This window comes from Mesorhizobium sp. 113-1-2, assembly GCF_016756475.1.
Taxonomy (GTDB): domain Bacteria; phylum Pseudomonadota; class Alphaproteobacteria; order Rhizobiales; family Rhizobiaceae; genus Mesorhizobium; species Mesorhizobium loti_C.
Genome location: NZ_AP023242.1, coordinates 523,949 through 542,568 on the forward strand (window position 1 = coordinate 523,949; position 18,620 = coordinate 542,568).

Genomic DNA, 18,620 nt, shown 5'->3' on the forward strand with positions numbered 1-18,620 from the left:
AAAATACCGCTGAGCCATGATAGACTCAATATCACAAAGATAGTTTCTATCATTTCCTATCAGAATGATGTACCCTTGTCCCGCAATCGAACGAGGGCGATCATGGCGAAACGGCCGACCATCACCGATCTGGCGCGCATCTCCGGCGTCAGCGTTGCCACGGTGGACCGGGTGCTCAACAACCGTCTGCCGGTGCGCGAAGAGACCGCGCGCCGCGTCTACGAGACCGCGACCGAGATCGGCTATCACGCGGCCGGGCTGATCAAGCAGCGGATGCGCCATGAACTGCCGGAGTACCGGCTCGGCTTCCTGCTCTTGAGAGGCAATGATGTGTTCTACACGGAGTTCGCGCGGCAGCTCGAACTTGCGGTGGCGCAGTCGCAGCGTTTCCGCGGCGTCGCGATCGTCGATTTCGCCAGTTCGCTGACGCCGGACGAAATCGTCGAGCGCACGCGCAAGCTGGCCGCCAAATGCAGGGCGGTCGCGCTGGTCGGTCCGGATCACCCGACACTGACGGTCACCGTCGAGGAGATGAAGGCGAAAGGCCTGCCGGTGTTTTCGTTGCTGTCCGACTTCGCCGCCGGCATCCGCGAGGGCTATGTCGGCCTCGACAACCGCAAGGTGGGCAGAACCGCGGCCTGGATGATCTCGAAGGCGGCGAGGCGGCCGGGCAAGGTGGCGCTGTTCGTCGGCAGCCACCGTTTCCACGGGCATGAGTTGCGCGAGATCGGCTTCCGCTCTTTCTTCCGCGAACAGGCGCCTGACTTCACCTTGCTGGAAACGCTGGTCAATCTCGAGGCCAACCAGATCACGCAGGACACGCTGCTCGAGCTTCTCGGCCGCCACCCCGATCTGGTCGGCTGCTATGTCGCCGGCGGCGGCATGGAAGGCGCGGTCGCCGCACTAAGGCAGGCGAGGCCAGCCGAGATGCCGGCAGTCGTCTGCAACGAGATCACGGCGGTTTCGCGTTCGGCGTTGGCGGACGGCATCCTGACGATGGTGATCTCGACGCCGCTGCCGGCGCTTTGCCGCGAACTGCTGGATCTGATGGCGCATGCCATCGAGACAGGTGCCGCGAACGCGCCGGGACAGACTTTTCTGCCGTTCGAGATCTACCTGCCCGAAAATATCTAGCGATCTCCAGTACTCCAGCCGCGTTCCGTCGGCGGATGAAAGAACCCATCACGGCTGATAGGTGCCGCATCGCCTGGCGATCCACCGCGGAATTGGCTGCGCAGCCGGCGTGCGACCGGCGGCTTCGCGCATGGCCTGTCTGCGTCGACATCAGAATCGCGCATCCGGTCTTGGAATCGCCCTTGACGTCTTGTGGCGAAATGGAATAAATATTTCACTAGCTGTACATTTTGGTTCTTTCGTTCCGGAACGTCTGTTTCAAACAGAGGGCTCGGCGTTCCAGCCAAGGCAGGGAATGCCGCGCGGGACGAAACGATATCAGGGAGAGATTCCCCGGGGAGATCGGGGATTCCGGATAGATCGGTGCAACCGGACACCAAAAGTGGAGGAGAGATACAATGAAGAAACTGCTTTTGGGCGTCGCCTTCGCGGCGCTGATGAGTTCATCGGCCATGGCCGCCAAGATCGGCGTATCGATGGCCAAGTTCGACGACAACTTCCTCACCGTGCTGCGCAACGGCATGATCGCGCAGGCCAAGGGCATGAGCGGCGTCGAACTGCAGGTCGAAGACGCACAGAACGACGTCGCCAAGCAACTCGACCAGATCAAGAACTTCGCCGCTTCGGGCGTCGACGCGATCATCGTCAACCCGGTTGACACCTCGGCCACCCAAGCGATGTCGGACGCCGCCGCGGCTGCCAAGATTCCGCTTGTCTATGTCAACCGCGAGCCGGTCAACGTGAACACGCTGCCGGACAACCAGGCCTTCGTCGCCTCGAACGAGGCCGATTCCGGCACGCTCGAAACCAAGGAAGTCTGCCGCCTGTTCAAGGAAGCCGGCAAGAAGGAAGCCAATGTCTATGTGATCATGGGTGAGCTTTCCAACCAAGCCGCCGTGCAACGCACCAAGGACATCGAAGAGGTGATCGCCACGCCGGATTGCAGCTTCATCAAGATCATCGACAAGCAGACGTCGAACTGGAACCGTGACGAAGCGCAGAACCTGATGACCAACTGGCTGTCGACCGGCAAGAAGTTCGACGGCGTCATCGCCAACAATGACGAAAGCGCCATCGGCGCCATCCAGGCGATGAAGGCAGCCAACATCGACATGAAGTCGGTTGTCGTGGGCGGTGTCGATGCCACGCAGGACGCGCTTGCCGCCATGCAGGCCGGCGACCTCGACGCAACTGTGTTCCAGGACGCGGCCGGCCAGGGTGCCGGTGCGCTGGATGCGGCGCTCAAGCTGTCCAAGGGCGAGAAGGTCGAGCACAAGGTCTACGTGCCGTTCCAGCTCGTCACCCCGGCCAACATCGACAAGTTCCTGAAGAAGAACTGAGCCACGGAATATGGAGCGGCGCGCAAAAGACAGCGCCGCTCCCCTTTCCCTCAGCGCCTGAAGGCGCGAGGAACGACCGCGGCTGACGGAGGATAGAAGATTGGCACAGACATCTCATGGCGTCGGAGGGCTCACCTACGATGCGAAGAAGCGCGCATGGCCAGCCGAATTCAACGTTTTCCTGGCGCTCGTCATCCTCGTTGTCATCTTCGAAGCGATCGGCCGCATCTTTCTCGGCGACAGTTTCCTGTTCAACACCCGCAGCGATGTCTCGGGGATCTTCAATGAGGCGCGCCTGCAGATCATTATCCTGCAGGTGTCGATCGTCGGCATCATCGCCATCGGCGTGACGCAAGTCATCATTTGCGGCGGCATCGACCTGTCTTCGGGTTCAATCGTCGGCGCGACGGCGATGATCGCCATGAGTTTCGCCCAGGTGGCAACCGTCAACGGCAATCCCAACCCGAAGGCGATGTTCCTGGCACAAGGCTGGACCGACCTGCCGGTCATCGTGCCGGTGCTGGTGGCGATCGGCTGCGGCTTGTTCGCCGGCCTCGTCAATGGCTCATTGATCGCTTACACGCGCATTCCACCGTTCATCGCCACGCTCGGCATGATGGTCACCGCGCGCGGCATCGCCAAATGGTGGTCCAAGGGGCAGCCGATCTCGTTCCCGACCGACGGTTTCGCGGCGATCGGCAAGGGGCTGATGCCCGTCATTATCTTCCTGTCGCTAGCGATCCTGTTCCAGCTGATCATGACCTACACAAGGTACGGCAAGCACTGTTATGCGATCGGCTCCAATGAGGATGCCGCGCGCATGTCCGGCATCAAGATCGCCAACCACAAGATCCTGGTTTACGTCATCGCCGGCATCCTCGCCTCACTTGCCGCGGTGGTGCTTTCCTCCAAGAACCTCACCGCTCAGTCCGGCATGGGCGTGATGTACGAACTCGACGCGATCGCCATGGCGGTCATCGGCGGCGTCTCGCTGTCGGGCGGCCGCGGCTCGATCGTCGGCACGGTGATCGGCTCGCTGATCTTCGGCGTCATCATCTCCGGCTTCACCTTCCTGCGCCTCGACGCCTATTACCAGGAGATGGTCAAGGGCGTGATCATCGTCGGGGCTGTCGTTCTCGACCAGTGGCGCCAACGCCTGCGGGCATTGAGGGCTTGACCATGTCAGACATCGTCCTGAAGACTGAAAACCTGACCAAGCGCTATGGCGGCGTGCATGCGCTGGAAGGCGCGAACTTCGAGCTGCGCAAGGGCGAACATGTCGCCATCATGGGCGACAATGGCGCCGGCAAGTCGACCTTCGTGCGCCAGATCACGGCTGTCGAGCAACGCACCAGCGGCAAGGTCTGGTTCGACGGCAAGGAAGTGAATTTCACCGGCCCGATCGAGGCCCGCACGGCGGGCATCGAGACGGTGTTTCAGAACCTGGCGTTGGCCGATGATCTCGACGTGCCGTCGAACCTGTTCCTCGGCCGCGAAAAGGTGCTGTTCAATCTGGGGCCATTCTCGATCCTCGACCGCAAATACATGCGCAAGGCGACCGAGGCGGCGCTGGTGCGCACGGCGGTGAAAATCCCCAATCTCTCCAACACCATCCGCCACATGTCGGGCGGCCAGCGGCAGTGCGTGGCGATCGCCAGGACGGCGACCTTCGCCTCCAAGCTGATCATCATGGACGAGCCGACGGCGGCTCTCGGCGTGCAAGAAACGGCGCAGGTCGAAAACATCATCCGCACGCTGAAGGCCAATGGCGAGCCGCTGATCCTGATCAGCCACAATATGCGCCAGGTGTTCGACCTGTGCGACCGCATCGTCGTCTTCCGGCGCGGCCGGATCGTCGCTAATCTGCGCAAGGAGAACACCGACGGCCAGGATATCGTCTCCTACATCACCGGCGCCAAGACCGGAGAGGCGGAACTCGCGGCCTAACGCCGGGCGTGGAGGCGGCGGTCATCGCCTCCTGTCGATCTTGTCTTGACCGGAAAATCACCCGCGCCCATGACCGGCGCCGACAGTTTCGAACCACCTTCAAAGGACATTCCATGACTCTCCGCTTCGCCCTCCTCGGTGCCGGCCGCATCGGCAAGGTCCATGCCCGCGCCGTTGGTTCCAATCCGCAGGCCAAACTGGTTGCCGTTGCCGACGCCTTCGAGAAGGCGGCAAAGGAACTGGCATCGGCCTATGGCGCCGAGGTGCGTACGATCGACGCCATCGAGAAATCCGCGGATATCGACGCCGTGGTCATCTGCACGCCGACCGACACCCATGCCGATCTGATCGAACGCTTTGCCAAGGCCGGCAAGGCGATCTTCTGCGAGAAGCCGATCGACCTGAGCGTGAAGCGCGTGGAAAAATGCCTGGCCGTGGTCGAGAAGGCAAAGGCGACGCTGATGGTCGGCTTCAACAGACGTTTCGACCCGCATTTCGCCGCGGTGCGCAAGGCGATCGACGACGGCGCCATCGGCACCGTCGAGATGGTCACCATCACTTCGCGCGATCCCGGCCCGCCGCCGCTGGACTATATCGCCCGCTCGGGCGGCATTTTTCGCGATATGACCATCCATGATTTCGACATGGCGCGCTTCCTCCTCGGCGAAGAGCCGGTGGCGGTCTCCGCGCACGCTTCGGTGCTGGTCGACAAGAAGATTGGCGAGGCCGGCGATTTCGACTCGGTCAGCGTCATCCTGGAGACCGCTTCGGGCAAGCAGGCCGTCATCTCCAACTCGCGCCGCGCCACCTATGGCTACGACCAGCGCATCGAGGTGCACGGCTCGAAAGGCATGGTCGCAGCTGAAAACCAGCGGCCGGTGTCGATCGAAGTGGCAAACGACAAGGGCTATACGCGCCCGCCGCTGCACGACTTCTTCATGACCCGCTATCTCGACGCCTATGCCATCGAGATCGCCTCGTTCATCGCCGCCGCGACCTCAGGCAAGAAAGCGGCTCCGAGCGGTGCCGACGGCCTGGTGGCGCTGAAGCTGGCGGATGCGGCGCTGAAGTCGGCGACGACGGGCAAGACCGTCCGCCTCGACAAGTAAGAACCGGACCCGAGCCACAGGAGCAAAGCGATGAGCGCATCAGCCGATCGCAATTCGACAACACGCGCCATCGTCACCGGCGGCGCCCAAGGCATCGGCTTCGCGGTCGCCGAGGCACTGGCCGACGAAGGCTGCCGGGCGCTGGCGCTCATCGGCCGCTCGCAGGAGAAGGGCGACAAGGCGGTTGCCACCCTCAAGAAGTCAGGCGTCGACGCCATCTTCATCAGCGCCGACGTTTCAAAGGTGGCCGATTGCAAGCGCGCGGTGGCGACCGCACTCGCGCATTTCGGTACGCTGAACGCGCTGGTCAACGCAGCCGCCACCTCGGCACGCGGCTCACTAGTTGAAACCTCGGAAGAGCTCTTCGACCAGATCTTCGACACCAATGTGCGTGGCCCGTTCTTCCTGATGCAGGGGCTGGTCGCGCATCTCCTGGAGCGCAAGGCACCGGGCTCGATCGTCAACGTGCTGTCGATGTCGGCACATGCCGGCCAGTCCTTCCTGACGCCCTATTCGACCAGCAAGGGCGCGCTGATGACGCTGACCAAGAACGTCGCCAGCTCGTATCGGAAGAACCGCATCCGCTGCAACGCCGTGCTGCCCGGATGGATGGACACCGAGGGCGAGGCGATCGTGCAGAAAAAATGGCATGACGCGCCGGACGACTGGCTGGCGAAAGCCGAGGCCGCGCAGCCGATGGGCCAGTTGGTCAAGCCGGACCAGCTCGCCCGGCTGATCACCTACATGATCAGCCCGCAGGCCGGTGTCATGACCGGGTCGCTGGTCGACTACGACCAGAACATTGCCGGAGTGATTGGCGAGTAGCAGCGTCCGAGCAGCCGCACGGCCAGAAGCATCTCGGCCATCTGTTGGCCGAGATAGCCGAAAAATATCAGCGACAGCGTGACTGGTTGCGGACCAGTCAAAGGCATGCTCGCTCCTTCCCTGTTGCCGCCTCATCGCCATTCTTATATAGTCAAGATAGTCAGAATGGTCACGGAGGTTGAAATGCGTCCTGAGACCAAAGAGGATACCAACTGGACGGTCGCCGGAGCAAAGGCCCGGCTCTCGGAGGTTATCGAGCGCGCGCAGTCGTCGCCGCAGACGATCACCAAGAACGGCAAGCCAAGCGTGGTTGTCGTCTCGGCCGAGGAATGGCAGCGGAAGACCGTGCGCAAGGGTACGCTTGCGCAGTTCCTGCTGGGGTCACCGCTGCGCGGCGCCGATCTCGACCTTGAACGTCAGCCCGACGAGCCGCGTGACCTGCCGCTGTGAGGCTGCTGCTCGATACGAATGTCCTGTCCGAGGTGACAAGGCCGGCGCCGGACGCAAGCGTTCTGGACTGGCTGGACGGGCTTGATGAGGACCGCTCATTCATCAGCGTCATATCGATCGCCGAGATCCGGCGCGGCGTCGCCCTGATGGATGAGGGCCGGAAACGCGAGGCACTCGCCGAATGGCTCGCTCGGGACCTGCCGCAGCGCTTCGAGCAAAGGGTTTTGCCGGTGGACGAACCGGTTGCCTTGGCCTGGGGCGACCTGATGGGCCTTGCCAAGCGCCGTGGGCGCGGCCTGTCATCGATGGACGGCCTGATCGCAGCCACGGCGATTGCGCGGCAGCTCACCTTGGCAACGCGCAATACCAGGGATTTCGAAGGCTTCGGAATAGAACTCTTCGATCCCTGGACGGCATGAGCCGCCCGGCGCAGCATGTCGGACCTCAGGGGTCATGCGCCTGTGCCACAAGAGAACGTCTCGATGCATCCATATTGGATCACGCTAAGCGGCTGTCTTGGTGTCGGCGTCACCGCCCGGTCGGAAGCCGACGCCCTGCAACTCTTCGCGCTCGCCTTCGGGTCAGCCGCGAAAATTGTCAGCATCGCGATCATCAAGGACATGAACGATCTCGACCAAAATCATGTCGTGCCCAATTTGGGCGGGGCTAGCTGGCTTCGACGCGGCATCTGGTTTCCCCAGGGCCACGAGCACATTTCAAACTGAAACGCTGGGACGTGACAAACGCCTCGGCTTCGATTATATGAGCCGGATGATCCACCTGTCCGCCACCTATTGGTACTTTAGCAGCTCGCTGGCGGCGGGAGGATTGCGCTCGATCTGAAGATTGCAGCAACAATATCCGAACAGCCGCCAGACCTGGCGGCTTTTTTGTTTCAGCCGGCAGGTCTCCTAACCAGGAGCAGAAAGCCGTGTTGACCACCACAGACGACCTTCGGGTCAAGGAAATCCGAGAACTGAGCACGCCGGACCAGGTGATGCGGGAAATCCCGCGCACGCTGACGGCGACGCGCACCGTGAGCGCGTCACGCAATGCCATCCATGCCATCTTGAACGGCACCGACGACCGGTTGCTTGTCGTCGTCGGCCCCTGTTCGATCCACGATCCGGTCGCGGCCGTTGACTATGCCAGCCGTCTGGCGGCGCTGCGCGAGACCCTGTCCGACCGGCTCGAGATCGTGATGCGGGTGTATTTCGAGAAGCCGCGCACGACGGTCGGCTGGAAGGGCCTGATCAACGATCCCGACCTCGACGGCAGCTTCAACATCGACAAGGGGCTGAGGATGGCGCGCAACGTGCTCTCGGCCGTCAACAATCTCGGCCTGCCGGCGGCCACCGAATTCCTCGATATGACCACGCCGCAATACATTGCCGACCTCGTGGCCTGGGGGGCTATCGGCGCGCGCACCACCGAGAGCCAGATCCACCGCGAGCTGGCCTCGGGCCTGTCCTGTCCGGTCGGTTTCAAGAACGGCACCGACGGCAATCTCAGGATCGCCGGCGAGGCGGTGAAGTCGGCCGCCCAGCCACATCATTTCATGGCGGTAACCAAGGGCGGACGCAGCGGCATCGCCACCACCACCGGCAATGAGGACTGCCATGTCATCCTGCGCGGCGGCGTCCAGCCCAATTATGACGCGGCAAGCGTCGAAGCGGCCTCGGTCGAACTCGCCCGCATCGGTGTCGCGCCGCGGCTGATGATCGATGTCAGCCATGCCAATTCGGCCAAGAAGCCGGAGAACCAGCCCAAGGTCGCTGCCGATGTGGCGGGCCAGGTGGCAGCTGGCGACGAGCGCATCATCGGCCTGATGATCGAGAGCAATCTCGTCGCCGGCCGACAGGACGTGGTGCCCGGCAAGCCGCTCGTCTACGGCCAGAGCATCACCGATGGCTGTATCGACTGGGCGACCACCGAGACCGTGCTGCACGGCCTTGCCGGTGCCGTCGAATGGCGCCGTTCGGCACGCCGCGCCATGCTGGAGAACCGGCAGGGCGCCGCCTGATCTGGTCGGAGACAAAGGCAGCGGCGTGATCCCCGTTTCAGTCGGGGATCACGCCGCCTTCAGCCCTTCCCAGGCGGTGAACACCGAGACCGCAAAGAGCAGCAGCCCGGCCGCCCGGCCGGCAAGGATGGTCGCCCGCGGATTGGCGATCAACAGGTTGCGGCTGCGACCGGCCGTGATCGCGAGCCCACCATAGATCGCGGCCTGGGTGAGGACCGTCAGCAGGCCCATGACAGTTGCCTGCATCCAGATCGGGCCGTAGTCCGGCTTCAGGAACTGCGGATAGACGGCTAGCACGAACAGATAGGCCTTCGGATTGATCAGGCAGGTCACCAGCCCCTGTCGAAACGCCTTCCATGCCGAGCGGCTGCCGACGGGTCCATCGTGACCGACGGTGATGGAGCTGCGCATCAGCGTGATGCCGATGAAGGCCATGTAAGCGGCGCCGGCGAGCAGCAGCGGCGTGAACAGGATCGGCACGAAATGCATCAGCAGGCCTACGCCGATCGCCCCGTTCAGCGTGTGCACCATGCCGCCGACCATGATGCCACCGGTCGCGGCAAGGCCCCTGTCGCGCCCGCCGGTCAGCGCATTGGCCAGCACGAACAGCATGTCCATGCCCGGAACGGCGATGATGCCGAACAGCAGGATAAAGAACAGCCAGAGATTTTCCGCGTAACCCATGTCAGTTGCCTGTCGCCTCGTTCCACCAAGTCGCAGCGGAACCTGTTGATTTTCAATTCGATAGGCAATCCTATAGGTAGACCCAACTGACAATGGTGTGTCAGTTGGGATGGGAGCCGGGTCAGGAAATGCGCAAGGCGTCACGCCTGTTCGAGATCATCCAGATTCTGCGGCTGGCGCGGCAGCCGGTGACGGCGGCCATGATTGCCGAGCGGCTGGAAGTGACAATCCGGTCGATCTATCGCGACATCGCGGCCTTGCAGGCGATGCGCGTGCCGATAGAGGGCGGACGCGGCATCGGCTACATACTGCGCCCCGGTTTCGACCTGCCGCCGTTGATGTTTTCGATCGAGGAGATGGAGGCGATTGTGCTGTCGCTGGCGCTGCTGGAGCGCACGGGAGACGACGAGCTCAAGCAGGCGGCCAAGCGTGTCAGCGCCAAGATTGCCGGCGCGGTGCCGCAGCCGCTGCGCCAGACATTCGACGCCAATGCGCTGCATGCCTGGGGTTTTGCCGCGCCTTCGGCCGGCACGATCGACCTTGCGCTGGTGCGCCGCGCCATCCGCGACGAGGAGAAGCTCGACCTCTCCTATCGCGACGAGGCAGGCCGGACCACGCAACGCATCATCCGGCCGATCGCACTGATCTATTACGCGGAGGCGGTGAACACGGTGGCTTGGTGCGAGCTGCGCCAGGCCATCCGTAATTTCCGCAGCGACCGCATCGAAGACTGTCAGCCGACAGGGCTGCACTTCAAGGGCGAAGGCGACCGCCTGCGGCAGGTCTGGGTCGACGGCTGGGAGACCCCGGCCGTCGGCGGTTAAGGCGCGCTTGTACTACCGCACATCGACCCAGCGCTTTTCCTGGAAGGAGCGCGCCATGGCGTGCACGGTGCGCTCGATCTCCAGCCCCTCGGCGAACTCGATCAGCCGCGCCGGTCTGCCGGCAAGCCGCGTCAGCAACTCGTGACACTCGATGGTCTTGAGGTCGTTGAAACCGAGGCCGTGCCCGGGTGCCGGCAGGAAGGCGTCGTAGGGCTTGTGGTGCGGCGCCACCAAGATGGTGCGGTAGCCCTGTTCGGTCGGGCGATCCGATGTGACATAGAGCTGGATTTCGTTCATCCGCTCCTGGTCGAACAGGATCGAACCCTTGGAGCCGAAAATCTGGATGGCGATGCGGCCCTTGCGGCCCCAGGCCGAGCGGTTGACCTGCAACGTGCCGGCAATGCCGTTTTCCAGATGCATCAGCACGCTGGCAATGTCGTAGGTTTCGACCGCGCGGCGCCCGCCGCTAGCCAGCTTGCGGTCGGCATACGGCTTGGCCATGTCGCAGATGACGCTGGCGATGCGGCCGAACAGGGCCGAGACCAGCGACAGCGGATGCACGGCAAAATCGTCGAGCGCGCCATAGCCGGAAGACGCCTCATGCTTCCAGAAGAACAGCGCCTCGGGATCGGCCATGAAATCCTCGTCCATCTCGATGCGCAGATGGTTGACCTCGCCGATAATCTTCTCGTCGAGCAGCGCGCCGATGTGACGGATGGCCGGGCTCTGGATGTAGTTATAGCCCAGCGCCGCGATCTTGCCCGATTTCTTCGCCGCGGCAGCCATGGCCTCGGCCTCGGCGAAGCTCGGCGCCATCGGCTTTTCGCACCACAGATGCTTACCAGCCTCGAGAATGGCGATGGCCATCTCGGGATGGAACTGGTTGGGCGTGGTCAGCGAGACGATCTCGACCTCCGGGTCGTTGACGACGGCGCGCCAGTCGCCGGACGCCCTGGCGAAACCGAACTCGCCGGCCTTGCGCTGGGCAAGCTCCTCATTGACCTCTCCGAGATGGACAAGCCTTGGCTTGGCGACATCGGAAAAGACGGCGCCGACGGCACTCCACGCTATGGCGTGACATTTGCCCATGAAGCCCGTGCCGATAAGACCGACGCCAACCATTTTCCGTTCTCCACCACATGAAGCGCTTGATGGATGAATTAGTCCATTTCTTCTTGAAATGGAATGTCTGCCTCATTTTTTATGGCGTTCTTGCGCAGGCTCGCTATGATGGGGCAGAGAGGACGTTTCCAATGCATGTCGCCCAAAAGTGCGCTGCGGTTTTGGGACAACGACATGCATGGAATCAAACGGTCTGAAGCGCGCTGACGCGCTTTGGACAAGCTTGGACGGGCCGACGATGGACGAACGGGTACCTCGCGACTTCGAGACGCTGCGCGCCACCATCCTGGACCGGCGCGAAAGCCTGCCCAAACGCATCGCGCAGATCGCCGCCTACGCGCTCGACAATCCCGACGACATCGCCTTCGGCACCGCCGCCAGCATCGCCGCCTCAGCCGGCGTGCAGCCCTCCACCCTGATCCGCTTTGCCCAGCAACTCGGCTTCGACGGTTTTACCAGCCTGCAACAGGTGTTCCGCGAGCGGCTGCGGGAGCGCAACTCATCTTATGACGAACGGCTGCAGGCGCTGCGCGCCAAGGCCGAGGGCGGCGCCGGACATCGCGCGATCTTCGACGGCTTCGTCGCCGCCGCCAGCACCTCGCTCAACGACATTTCGCGCGCGCTGGATGACGCGCATCTGGAAGACGCGATTTCGCTGCTGGCGAAGGCGCAGACCATCTATGTCTTAGCCAAGCGCCGCTCCTACCCGGTGGCGACCTACATCGCCTATGCGCTGGGCAAGCTGAAGATCCGTAACCAGCTGATCGAATCGGCCGCCGGCCTCAACGCCGAGATGATCGCCTTCGCCACGCCGGCGGACGCCGTCATTGCCATCTCCTTCTCGCCCTATGCGCCCGCTACCATCGAGGAAGCACGCACCATTTCGGAGCAAGGCGTGCCGATCGTCGCCATCACCGACAGCTCGTTTTCGCCGCTCGCCCAGTTCGCCAGCGTCTGGTTCGAGGTTGCCGAGGCGGACTTCGCCGGCTTCCGTTCGCTGTCGGCGACGATGGCGCTGGCCATGGCGCTGACCGTCGGCGTCGGCGAGAAGCGGCGCGACGCAGGCCGCAAGCGCAAGGCCTGATCGGCTATCCCAAAAGGTAATTTTAGGTCAGGGAATGCTCATTCCATATTGACTATGGATTGGAATTATTATTTCATATTGCCGGCACCACGCTGCCGCTCGCGCGTGTTACCCAAACAATGTTGTTCCTGACAACAAGACTGACGGGAGGTTCCAAATGAGCGAAGCCGTGGACGCCAGACAGGCGCCGCTCGACGTCATCACCATCGGTCGCGCTTCCGTCGACCTCTATGGCCAGCAGATCGGCTCGCGGCTGGAGGACATCACTTCTTTCGCCAAGTCCGTCGGCGGCTGCCCCGCCAACATTTCGGTCGGTACGGCGAGGCTCGGCCTGCGCTCGGCGCTGCTGACGCGCGTTGGCGACGAACAGATGGGCCGCTTCATCCGCGAACAGCTCAAGCGCGAAGGCGTCAACACAGACGGGCTGAAGACCGACAAGGAACGGCTGACGGCGCTGGTGCTGCTTTCGGTCGAAAGCGAAGGCGTTTCGCCGATGATCTTCTACCGCTCGGACTGCGCCGACATGGCGCTGGCGCCGGAAGACATCGACGAAGCGTTCATCGCTTCGGCGCGCTCGATCGTCGTCACCGGCACGCATTTTTCCCGGCCCAACAGCGACGCCGCGCAGCGCAAGGCGATCCGCATCATGAAAGCCAAGGGCGGCAAGGTCGTCTTCGACATCGACTACCGGCCCAATCTGTGGGGCCTCGCCGGCCATGCCGAAGGCTTCGAGCGCTATGTCAAATCGGACAGGGTCTCGGCCCAGCTGAAGACCGTGCTGCCCGATTGCGATCTCATCGTCGGCACCGAGGAAGAGATCATGATCGCCTCGGGCGCCGACGATTGCCTGCGCGCGCTGAAGACGATCCGCGCGCTGTCGGCGGCCACCATCGTCTTGAAGCGCGGCGCCATGGGCTGCATCGTCTATGACGGACCGATCAGCGACGATCTCGAGGACGGTGTCGTCGGCAAGGGTTTCCCGATCGAGATCTACAATGTGCTGGGCGCCGGTGACGCCTTCATGTCCGGCTTCCTGCGCGGCTGGCTGGGCGGCGAAGACCATGCGACCGCGGCGACCTGGGCCAATGCCTGCGGCGCCTTCGCCGTGTCGCGGCTGCTCTGCGCGCCGGAATATCCGACCTTCGAGGAGCTGCAGTTCTTCCTCAAGAACGGCAGCAAATACAGGGCGCTGCGCAAGGACGAGGCGATCAACCACATCCATTGGGCGACGACCCGCCGGCGCGACATCCCCTCGCTGATGGCGCTCGCCTGCGACCACCGTGTGCAGCTCGAGGACGTGGCGGCGAAGACCGGCGCCGATCCGGCGCGCATCCGCGATTTCAAGGTGCTGGCGGTCAAGGCCGCGGCGAAGGTCGCTGCCGGCCGCGACGGCTACGGCATGCTGATCGACGAAAAACATGGCCGCGAGGCGATGTTCGAATTCGCCAGGCATTCCCTCGCCTGGCTCGGCCGCCCGGTGGAACTGCCGGGCTCGCGGCCGCTGCGCTTCGAATTCTCGCAGGACATCGGCTCGCAACTGGTGGAATGGCCGGTTGATCACTGCATCAAATGCCTGTGCTTCTATCACCCCGACGATCCGGCGGCCCTGAAGGAAGAGCAGCAGCAGAAATTGCGCGCGCTGTTCGAGGCGGCGCGGAAAGTCGGCCGGGAACTGCTCATCGAGATCATCGCCGGCAAGCACGGCAAGCTCGACGACACGACGATCCCGCGCGCGCTGGAGGAACTCTATGCGCTGGGTATCAAGCCGGATTGGTGGAAACTCGAACCGCAGGCGTCTGCGGGTGCCTGGACCAAGATCGAAGCGGTCATCCTGAAGCATGATCCCTGGTGCCGCGGCATCGTGCTGCTCGGGCTGGAAGCGCCGCAGGATGAGTTGGAGGCGGCGTTTGCCGCCACCGCCAAGGCGCCGATCGTCAAGGGCTTTGCTGTCGGCCGCACCATCTTCGTCCACGCGGCCGAACAATGGCTGGCCGGCAAGATGTCGGATGACGAGGCGGTCGCCGACATGGCGACGCGCTTCGAACAGCTGACCGAAGCGTGGCTTGCCGCGCGTGGCCGTAAAGCAGCATAAAGGCGCGGCACAAGGACTGCGGAGGAAAACACCATGAGCAAGACAATCCGCCTGACGATGGCGCAGGCGCTGACCCGCTTCCTCAGCCGCCAGATGACCGAGATCGGCGGCAGAAAAGTGCCCATCTTCGGCGGCGTCTGGGCGATCTTCGGTCACGGCAATGTCGCCGGCATCGGCGAGGCGCTCTACCAGGTGCGCGACGAGCTGCCGACCTTCCGCGCCCACAATGAACAGGCGATGGCGCATGCGGCGATCGCCTATGCCAAGGCCAATTTCCGCCGCCGCTTCATGGCCGCGACCTCTTCGATCGGCCCCGGCGCGCTAAACATGGTGACGGCGGCGGCACTGGCGCATGTAAATAGGCTGCCTGTCCTGCTTCTGCCCGGCGATGTCTTCGCCAACCGCATTCCCGATCCAGTGCTGCAGCAGGCCGAGGATTTTTCCGACGGCACGGCGACGGTCAATGACTGCTTCCGTCCGGTGTCGCGCTATTTCGACCGCATCACCAGGCCTGAGCAGATCATCCCGGCGCTGAGCCGCGCCATGGCTGTTCTGACCGATCCGGCCGATTGTGGCCCGGTGACGCTGTCGCTCTGCCAGGATGTGCAGGCGGAGGCCTATGACTATCCCGAGAGCTTCTTCGCCGAGCGGGTCTGGCACCAGCGCCGGCCGCGCCCGGATCGCCACGAGCTTGCCGCCGCTGCGGCAGCGCTCAAGGGTGCCAAGAAGCCGCTGGTCATCGCCGGCGGCGGCGTTCTTTATTCGCAGGCCTCCGATGAGCTGGCCAAGTTCGTGGAAGGCGCCGGCATTCCGGTCTGCGAGACGCAAGGCGGCAAATCCTCGCTGCCCGACGATCATCCGCTCAACATGGCGGCGGTCGGCGTTACCGGCACCTCGGCCGCCAACCGGCTGGCGGAAGAAGCCGATGTCGTGCTTGCCATCGGCACACGCCTGCAGGATTTCACCACCGGCTCGTGGGCGCTGTTCAAGAATTCCGGCAAGACCATCATCGGATTGAACGTGCAGCCTTTCGATGCCGGCAAGCACCGCGCGCTGCCGCTGGTCGCCGACGCGGCCGAGGGCCTCGCTGAACTCGGTGCCGCGCTGAAGGGCTGGAAGGCGCCAGCCGCCTGGACCGACAATTCGGCCAAGGGCAAGAAGGCCTGGCAGACCGACGCGGCCAAGGTGACGGCCTCAACCAATGCCGCTTTCCCCTCCGATGCACAGGTGATCGGCGCCGTGCAGCGCGCCATGGGCTCCGGCGTGACGCTGCTGCATGCCGCCGGCGGCCTGCCCGGCGAATTGCACAAGCTTTGGCAGGCCGGCGCGCCCGGCTCCTACCATGCCGAATATGGCTTCTCGACCATGGGCTACGAGATTGCCGGCGGGCTCGGCACCAAGATGGCCAAGCCCGACGAAGAGGTCGTCGTCATGATCGGCGACGGCTCCTATCTGATGCTGAATTCCGAGATCGCCACCTCGGTGATGCTAGGCCTGAAGCTGACTATCGTGCTGCTCGACAACCGCGGCTATGGCTGCATCAACCGGCTGCAGATGGCGACCGGCGGCGCCAACTTCAACAATCTCCTGAAGGACTCGCGCCACGAGATCCTGCCCGATATCGACTTTGCCGCGCATGCGGCGAGCATGGGCGCGATCGCCGAAAAGGTGCCGTCGATCGCCGGTCTGGAAAACGCGCTGCAAAAAGCCAAGACAAACGACCGCACCACCGTGCTGGTCATCGACACCGATCCGCTGGTTTCCACCGATGCCGGCGGCCATTGGTGGGATGTGGCGGTGCCGGAAGTCTCCGCGCGGCCCCAGGTCAATGCGGCACGCAAGGCCTATGACGAAAAGCGCCAGATGCAGAGCGTCGGCGATTGATGTCGGCGCCGCCCCCCACCCCGCTGCTTCGCAGCGACCCTCCCCACAAGGGGGAGGGTGAACAAGAAACCGGAGTGACGACTTGAAAGCCAAACTGGGCATGTCCCCCATAGCGTGGTGGAACGACGATCTTGCCGAACTGAGCGATGACGTGTCGCTGGAAGAATGCCTGCGCCAATCGCGTTCGGCCGGCTTCACCGGCATGGAAATGGGCCGGCGTTTCCCCAACGATCCCGCCGTTATGCTGCCGATTCTCAAGGCGGCCGACGTGACGCTGTGCGGCGGCTGGTTTTCCGGCACGCTGGTCGATGAGGAGATGGGCAGGAACAAGGATCGCATCCAGCCGATGATCGACCTGTTCAAGGCGGTCAACGCGCCTTGCATCGTCTATGGCGAGGTCGGCCGCTCGATCCAGGGCGACCGCTCGAAGCCACTCGCCACCAAGCCGAAACTGTCGGGCGACGAGATGAAGGCCTATGGGAGGCGGCTGACCGAATTCGGCGAATGGTGCGCCGAACAAGGCATGCCGCTCTCCTACCACCACCACATGGCGGCTGTGGTCGAGACCGAGCCGGAGCTCGATGCCTTCATGCGCCATTCCGGCGAAGGCATTCCGCTGCTGCTTGACGCCGGACACCTGGCCTTTGCCGGCGGCGACGTGCTGCGCGCCATCGACAACCACCACAAGCGCATCAGCCATGTCCATGTGAAGGATGTGCGCATGGGCGTGATCGACGGGCTCGACCGCACCAAGCAGTCCTTCCTCGACGCCGTGGCGCTCGGCGCCTTCACCGTGCCGGGCGACGGCTCGCTGGATTTCGGCGCCATCGTGCAACGCTTCGCCGATTATGGCTATGAAGGCTGGTTCGTGGTCGAGGCCGAGCAGGACCCGAAGAAGAACCCGCCGCTCAAGATGGCTGAGGTCGGCCACAAGGAACTGATGCGGGTGATGACCGCCGCCGGCTACACGGTCGAGACGCAAGGCTTCCCGAATGCCTGATGCGATGGGTTCACGGCGAGCCAGGTTGCTGTAGATTGGCCCGATGAAAGATTACGAGCACCCCTTCTTCCGCCCGCTATGGCGGCGTGTCGCCGTCGTCGCGGTCTGCGTCATCTGGTCGATTATCGAATTCGCCACCGGCACGCCGTTCTGGGGCGTCATCGCGCTCGGCTTTGCTGGTTATGCCGTCTGGCAGTTCTTCTACCTCTACAAGCCGGCCGATGAGAACAATGCGACGGCCGAGGCCGAACCGAAGGAGTAACCCGATGTCGAAACTGCTCGTCAAGGCCGACAAGGGCCATGGCCGCGTCGCCCATGTGACGCCGAAAAGCGCCGGCTGGACCTATGTCGGCTTCGACCTGCATCGGCTGCAACCCGGCGAAAGCGCTTCGGGGAAGACGGACGACCGCGAAGTCTGCCTGGTGTTCGTGACCGGCAAGGGCACGGCGAAGGCAGACGGCAAGGATCTCGGCCTGCTCGGCGAGCGGATGTCTCCCTTCGAAGGCAAGCCGTGGTCGGTCTATGTGCCCGAGGGATCGGAGTGGTCGGTAACGGCTGATACCGAATTGGAGCTCGCGGTGTGCTCGGCGCCCGGCCTTGGCGGTGGTTTGCCGGTTCGGGTGATCGGGCCGGACGATCTCGGCCAGGAGGTGCGCGGCAAGGGCACCAACACGCGCTACGTCACCAACATCCTGCCGGAAGGCAAGCCGGCGGATTCCTTGCTGGTGGTCGAGGTCATCACGCCCGGCGGCCACACGTCGAGCTATCCGCCGCACAAGCACGACCAGGACAATCTGCCTGCTGAATCCTATCTTGAGGAGACCTATTACCACCGCCTCAACCCGCCGCAGGGCTTTGCCTTCCAGCGCGTCTATACAGACGCCGACACGGATGGCCATCGCGCGCTCGACGAAGCCATGGCGATCGAGGATGGCGATGTTGTGCTGGTGCCCAAGGGGTATCACCCCTGCGCCGCCTGCCATGGGTACGATCTCTACTATCTCAACGTCATGGCCGGGCCGAAGCGGACGTGGAAATTCCACAATGCACCCGAGCACGAATGGTTGATGAAGGCCTGAGCGCCGATGTCTTTCGAGTGAAG

20 protein-coding genes are annotated in these 18,620 nt (G+C 63.4%); 17 read left to right on the forward strand and 3 right to left on the reverse strand.

The window, feature by feature from the left end; all coding sequences use genetic code 11:
• Positions 1-102: 102 nt before the first annotated feature.
• The 6 genes from JN279_RS02380 (at position 103) to JN279_RS02405 (ending at position 6,355) form a co-directional block, all read left to right on the forward strand.
• Positions 103-1,134, forward strand: a complete 1,032-nt coding sequence (locus tag JN279_RS02380) for a LacI family DNA-binding transcriptional regulator (RefSeq protein ID WP_202351880.1) — start codon at positions 103-105, stop codon at positions 1,132-1,134.
• 398 nt (positions 1,135-1,532) lie between these two features.
• The gene (locus JN279_RS02385) at positions 1,533-2,474 is read left to right on the forward strand and encodes a sugar ABC transporter substrate-binding protein (protein ID WP_096452683.1); all 942 of its coding nucleotides are present in this window, start codon (positions 1,533-1,535) and stop codon (positions 2,472-2,474) included.
• 100 nt (positions 2,475-2,574) lie between these two features.
• Entirely contained in the window at positions 2,575-3,651 is a 1,077-nt protein-coding gene (locus tag JN279_RS02390; protein WP_202351881.1) for an ABC transporter permease, read from the forward strand.
• Between the two features lie 2 nt (positions 3,652-3,653).
• On the forward strand, positions 3,654-4,421 hold the full coding sequence (locus tag JN279_RS02395; protein ID WP_096452679.1) for an ATP-binding cassette domain-containing protein: 768 nt from the start codon (positions 3,654-3,656) through the stop codon (positions 4,419-4,421).
• Between the two features lie 113 nt (positions 4,422-4,534).
• Positions 4,535-5,530 carry an inositol 2-dehydrogenase gene (iolG, locus tag JN279_RS02400; protein ID WP_096452677.1) on the forward strand — a complete coding sequence of 332 codons (996 nt, stop codon included), beginning with the start codon at positions 4,535-4,537 and terminating at the stop codon, positions 5,528-5,530.
• Between the two features lie 30 nt (positions 5,531-5,560).
• Positions 5,561-6,355, forward strand: a complete 795-nt coding sequence (locus tag JN279_RS02405; RefSeq protein ID WP_202351882.1) for an SDR family oxidoreductase — start codon at positions 5,561-5,563, stop codon at positions 6,353-6,355.
• On the opposite strand, the gene JN279_RS02410 is transcribed toward JN279_RS02405, so the two are convergent.
• Positions 6,319-6,462, reverse strand: coding sequence for a hypothetical protein (locus tag JN279_RS02410; RefSeq protein ID WP_202351883.1), 144 nt, complete (start codon positions 6,460-6,462; stop codon positions 6,319-6,321). The two genes, JN279_RS02405 and JN279_RS02410, sit on opposite strands and share 37 nt — an antisense overlap.
• Before the next feature lie 76 nt (positions 6,463-6,538).
• Between JN279_RS02410 and JN279_RS02415 the strand changes: the two genes are divergently transcribed.
• The 4 genes from JN279_RS02415 to JN279_RS02430 all read left to right on the forward strand — a co-directional run bounded on the left by JN279_RS02415 (position 6,539) and on the right by JN279_RS02430 (position 8,828).
• A complete protein-coding gene (locus tag JN279_RS02415; RefSeq protein WP_096452673.1) occupies positions 6,539-6,805 on the forward strand; it encodes a type II toxin-antitoxin system Phd/YefM family antitoxin in 267 nt (88 codons plus the stop codon).
• Complete coding sequence (locus tag JN279_RS02420) at positions 6,802-7,224, forward strand: type II toxin-antitoxin system VapC family toxin (RefSeq protein ID WP_096452671.1); 423 nt, start codon at positions 6,802-6,804, stop codon at positions 7,222-7,224. The genes JN279_RS02415 and JN279_RS02420 overlap by 4 nt, the downstream gene beginning before the upstream one ends.
• 15 nt (positions 7,225-7,239) lie before the next feature.
• On the forward strand, positions 7,240-7,530 hold the full coding sequence (locus JN279_RS02425; RefSeq protein ID WP_202351884.1) for a hypothetical protein: 291 nt from the start codon (positions 7,240-7,242) through the stop codon (positions 7,528-7,530).
• 206 nt (positions 7,531-7,736) lie between these two features.
• Positions 7,737-8,828 (forward strand): 3-deoxy-7-phosphoheptulonate synthase, encoded by a 1,092-nt coding sequence (locus JN279_RS02430; RefSeq protein WP_096452668.1) that lies wholly within the window; start codon positions 7,737-7,739, stop codon positions 8,826-8,828.
• A gap of 48 nt (positions 8,829-8,876) precedes the next feature.
• On the opposite strand, the gene JN279_RS02435 is transcribed toward JN279_RS02430, so the two are convergent.
• Positions 8,877-9,512: a LysE family translocator gene (locus tag JN279_RS02435; RefSeq protein WP_096452666.1), complete on the reverse strand. Its 636-nt coding sequence runs from the start codon at positions 9,510-9,512 to the stop codon at positions 8,877-8,879.
• 128 nt (positions 9,513-9,640) lie between these two features.
• Here JN279_RS02435 and JN279_RS02440 point away from each other — a divergent pair, with 128 nt between their 5' ends.
• Complete coding sequence (locus JN279_RS02440; protein ID WP_096452664.1) at positions 9,641-10,336, forward strand: helix-turn-helix transcriptional regulator; 696 nt, start codon at positions 9,641-9,643, stop codon at positions 10,334-10,336.
• 12 nt (positions 10,337-10,348) lie between these two features.
• On the opposite strand, the gene JN279_RS02445 is transcribed toward JN279_RS02440, so the two are convergent.
• Positions 10,349-11,458 (reverse strand): Gfo/Idh/MocA family protein, encoded by a 1,110-nt coding sequence (locus tag JN279_RS02445; RefSeq protein ID WP_202351885.1) that lies wholly within the window; start codon positions 11,456-11,458, stop codon positions 10,349-10,351.
• A 238-nt stretch (positions 11,459-11,696) separates the two neighbouring features.
• On the opposite strand from JN279_RS02445, the gene JN279_RS02450 reads away from it, so the two are divergent.
• The 6 genes from JN279_RS02450 to iolB all read left to right on the forward strand — a co-directional run bounded on the left by JN279_RS02450 (position 11,697) and on the right by iolB (position 18,597).
• Positions 11,697-12,542, forward strand: coding sequence for a MurR/RpiR family transcriptional regulator (locus JN279_RS02450; protein WP_096458306.1), 846 nt, complete (start codon positions 11,697-11,699; stop codon positions 12,540-12,542).
• A gap of 157 nt (positions 12,543-12,699) precedes the next feature.
• Complete coding sequence (locus tag JN279_RS02455) at positions 12,700-14,634, forward strand: bifunctional 5-dehydro-2-deoxygluconokinase/5-dehydro-2-deoxyphosphogluconate aldolase (RefSeq protein WP_202351886.1); 1,935 nt, start codon at positions 12,700-12,702, stop codon at positions 14,632-14,634.
• A gap of 33 nt (positions 14,635-14,667) precedes the next feature.
• On the forward strand, positions 14,668-16,518 hold the full coding sequence (iolD, locus tag JN279_RS02460; RefSeq protein ID WP_202351887.1) for a 3D-(3,5/4)-trihydroxycyclohexane-1,2-dione acylhydrolase (decyclizing): 1,851 nt from the start codon (positions 14,668-14,670) through the stop codon (positions 16,516-16,518).
• Positions 16,519-16,600: 82 nt separating this feature from the next.
• Entirely contained in the window at positions 16,601-17,518 is a 918-nt protein-coding gene (gene iolE / locus JN279_RS02465; RefSeq protein ID WP_202351888.1) for a myo-inosose-2 dehydratase, read from the forward strand.
• A 43-nt stretch (positions 17,519-17,561) separates the two neighbouring features.
• Positions 17,562-17,780, forward strand: coding sequence for a DUF3329 domain-containing protein (locus JN279_RS02470; protein ID WP_202351889.1), 219 nt, complete (start codon positions 17,562-17,564; stop codon positions 17,778-17,780).
• Positions 17,781-17,784: 4 nt separating this feature from the next.
• Positions 17,785-18,597 (forward strand): 5-deoxy-glucuronate isomerase, encoded by an 813-nt coding sequence (gene iolB / locus JN279_RS02475; protein WP_202351890.1) that lies wholly within the window; start codon positions 17,785-17,787, stop codon positions 18,595-18,597.
• Positions 18,598-18,620: the final 23 nt, after the last annotated feature.

Excerpts from the sequence above, each read along its gene's own strand:
- JN279_RS02380 (WP_202351880.1), top strand. The coding sequence starts at position 103 with ATGGCGAAACGGCCGACCATCACCGATCTGGCGCGCATCTCCGGCGTC.
- JN279_RS02385 (WP_096452683.1), top strand. The coding sequence starts at position 1,533 with ATGAAGAAACTGCTTTTGGGCGTCGCCTTCGCGGCGCTGATGAGTTCA.
- JN279_RS02395 (WP_096452679.1), top strand. The coding sequence starts at position 3,654 with ATGTCAGACATCGTCCTGAAGACTGAAAACCTGACCAAGCGCTATGGC.
- iolG (WP_096452677.1), top strand. The coding sequence starts at position 4,535 with ATGACTCTCCGCTTCGCCCTCCTCGGTGCCGGCCGCATCGGCAAGGTC.
- JN279_RS02405 (WP_202351882.1), top strand. The coding sequence starts at position 5,561 with ATGAGCGCATCAGCCGATCGCAATTCGACAACACGCGCCATCGTCACC.
- JN279_RS02410 (WP_202351883.1), bottom strand. The coding sequence starts at position 6,462 with ATGCCTTTGACTGGTCCGCAACCAGTCACGCTGTCGCTGATATTTTTC.
- JN279_RS02415 (WP_096452673.1), top strand. The coding sequence starts at position 6,539 with ATGCGTCCTGAGACCAAAGAGGATACCAACTGGACGGTCGCCGGAGCA.
- JN279_RS02425 (WP_202351884.1), top strand. The coding sequence starts at position 7,240 with ATGTCGGACCTCAGGGGTCATGCGCCTGTGCCACAAGAGAACGTCTCG.
- JN279_RS02435 (WP_096452666.1), bottom strand. The coding sequence starts at position 9,512 with ATGGGTTACGCGGAAAATCTCTGGCTGTTCTTTATCCTGCTGTTCGGC.
- JN279_RS02440 (WP_096452664.1), top strand. The coding sequence starts at position 9,641 with ATGCGCAAGGCGTCACGCCTGTTCGAGATCATCCAGATTCTGCGGCTG.
- JN279_RS02445 (WP_202351885.1), bottom strand. The coding sequence starts at position 11,458 with ATGGTTGGCGTCGGTCTTATCGGCACGGGCTTCATGGGCAAATGTCAC.
- JN279_RS02450 (WP_096458306.1), top strand. The coding sequence starts at position 11,697 with ATGGACGAACGGGTACCTCGCGACTTCGAGACGCTGCGCGCCACCATC.
- JN279_RS02455 (WP_202351886.1), top strand. The coding sequence starts at position 12,700 with ATGAGCGAAGCCGTGGACGCCAGACAGGCGCCGCTCGACGTCATCACC.
- iolD (WP_202351887.1), top strand. The coding sequence starts at position 14,668 with ATGAGCAAGACAATCCGCCTGACGATGGCGCAGGCGCTGACCCGCTTC.
- JN279_RS02470 (WP_202351889.1), top strand. The coding sequence starts at position 17,562 with ATGAAAGATTACGAGCACCCCTTCTTCCGCCCGCTATGGCGGCGTGTC.
- iolB (WP_202351890.1), top strand. The coding sequence starts at position 17,785 with ATGTCGAAACTGCTCGTCAAGGCCGACAAGGGCCATGGCCGCGTCGCC.